The sequence below is a fragment of the Bacillus cereus group sp. N21 genome, from assembly GCF_016483395.1.
Lineage (GTDB): Bacteria > Bacillota > Bacilli > Bacillales > Bacillaceae_G > Bacillus_A > Bacillus_A pseudomycoides.
Map to the genome: position 1 here is coordinate 1 of NZ_JAEHBX010000254.1, position 403 is coordinate 403.

The window sequence follows — 403 nt, forward strand, 5'->3', positions numbered from 1 at the left end:
AAGATGAATCAAGGTCCAGATGAGAGGAGGTGAAATCATATGGCAATCGCAACGGCAGTTTTAAAATTTATCGGTGGATTACTTCCATTCGTACAAGAGCTTTTAAAAGCAGTAATGTAAGTTCATTGTTCAGCAATTATTTATAAACAATTATCATACCTTAATACGAAAAAAAGAAGGGAATGAATTTTTTGAAAATTAAAAAAAGTGTTAAAGGAATCAAATTATTAGCATGTTTATTAGTTAGTTTAAGCACTATTAGTTATTCATCTATTTCCTTTGCGGAAACAAAAACAGGTAATTCAGCTGGTGCAACAAAAAATGCAAGTGGCATTGATACTGGTATAGCAAATCTTAAGTATAATAATCAAGAGGTTTTAGCAGTAAATGGTGATAAAGTAGA

At 30.5% G+C, this 403-nt stretch carries 1 pseudogene; it reads left to right on the forward strand.

Annotated features, from left to right (window positions below):
- Nucleotides 1-182: 182 nt before the first annotated feature.
- Nucleotides 183-403: pseudogene (locus tag JDS96_RS30735) on the forward strand (alveolysin); the annotation flags it as partial.